The organism is Sutterella massiliensis (assembly GCF_016899755.1).
GTDB classification, from domain to species: Bacteria; Pseudomonadota; Gammaproteobacteria; order Burkholderiales; family Burkholderiaceae_F; genus Sutterella; species Sutterella massiliensis.
Map to the genome: position 1 here is coordinate 1 of NZ_JACJJC010000092.1, position 1,256 is coordinate 1,256.

A 1,256-nucleotide genomic window follows, 5' to 3' on the forward strand; every position below is an offset into this window, starting at 1 on the left:
TTGGTGGCGAGTCGAAGCACTTGTTCGTAGACGGACAGCCGATTTAAAAGAGGCTCAGCAAAAGATTCAGGAAGCACAGAAGAAACTGTCCCAGCTGCTGAGACTCGGCGTCGTCAATCAATTCTCAACGGTTATTGCGCATGAACTTCATCAGCCGCTTGCCGCAACGAAGTATTTGGCGGATGCAGTCGAACTCATGACGCATCAATCCGAAATTGATTCGGCCAAACTCCGCACGATTTCGAGCAAGATCAGCGATTCCGTCTCCAAGGCCGCTTCCATCGTTGAGCGCGTCCGCTCCTATGCCAAATCTCGTGCGCTTGCCGAGGCGTTCGATCTCGTTGAACTGCTGAAAGAGGTGACGACGGATGTGGGCGCCGCGCTGCATGCCAATCCCGAGTTTTCATGCAAGCAAACGCCCTTGATGGTATGCGGCGATCGCGTCGCACTCCAAATCGCTTTTGCCAATCTTCTGAAGAACGCCTGCGAAGCAGCGCACAGTTCGGGAAAAACGTTCGTTCAGCTGCGCCTATCCGCAGAGGGCGACCAGTCGGTCATTTCCGTCGAGAACGACGGACCGCTACTCTCGGAGGATTTCATCGCAAAAATCGGTCGGCCCATGCAGTCCGAGAAACTGGACGGCATGGGCTACGGGATTCTCATCGCTTTAACAATATTGGAAACACATCAAGGCGCCGTTCGTTTCAGCCGAAGAGAGAAAGGCGGCCTCCTTGTTGTTGTTCGCCTGCCGCTTCTTCGCCAACCGTCATCTTTATCTTTCTGCGCCAATACCCATGACTGATTCTTCGCACAAACGACAACTGGGACAAAGCCGCAATCGTTTTCTCATCCGTCTGGTTGACGACGAACCGACCGTACTTTCAGCCTTATCGATTCTGCTTGAATGCGCCGGTTGGCGCACAAAGACATTTACAAGCGCGGAAGCTTTTTTGAAAGCCGCAGATGCCGAACCCGGCTGTGTCGTGCTGGACCTGTTGATGCCGTCTATGAACGGATTGGAGCTGCAGGACGAAATGCGCCGGAGGAGCATCCAGCTGCCCATTGTTTTCGTTACGGGTCATGCTTCCATCGATACTGCCGTAAGCGCCATGCGGCATGGAGCCGTCCATTTTCTGCAAAAGCCCGTTGACCGGGAGAAGCTCTTCAAAGCCATAACGGAAGCTTGTACCGAATTCGAGAGAATTCACGACTCTCATGCTCTCTCCGACGAAGAATGCTTGAAGCGCTATATAAAC

At 53.3% G+C, this 1,256-nt stretch carries 2 protein-coding genes; both read left to right on the forward strand.

The features are described from left to right. On the forward strand, positions 1 to 802 hold an 802-nt coding region (locus H6A60_RS11460), incomplete at its 5' end, for a sensor histidine kinase (protein WP_205104726.1). Continuing rightward, on the forward strand, positions 795 to 1,256 hold a 462-nt coding region (locus H6A60_RS11465), incomplete at its 3' end, for a response regulator transcription factor (protein WP_205104728.1). The genes H6A60_RS11460 and H6A60_RS11465, both read left to right, overlap by 8 nt.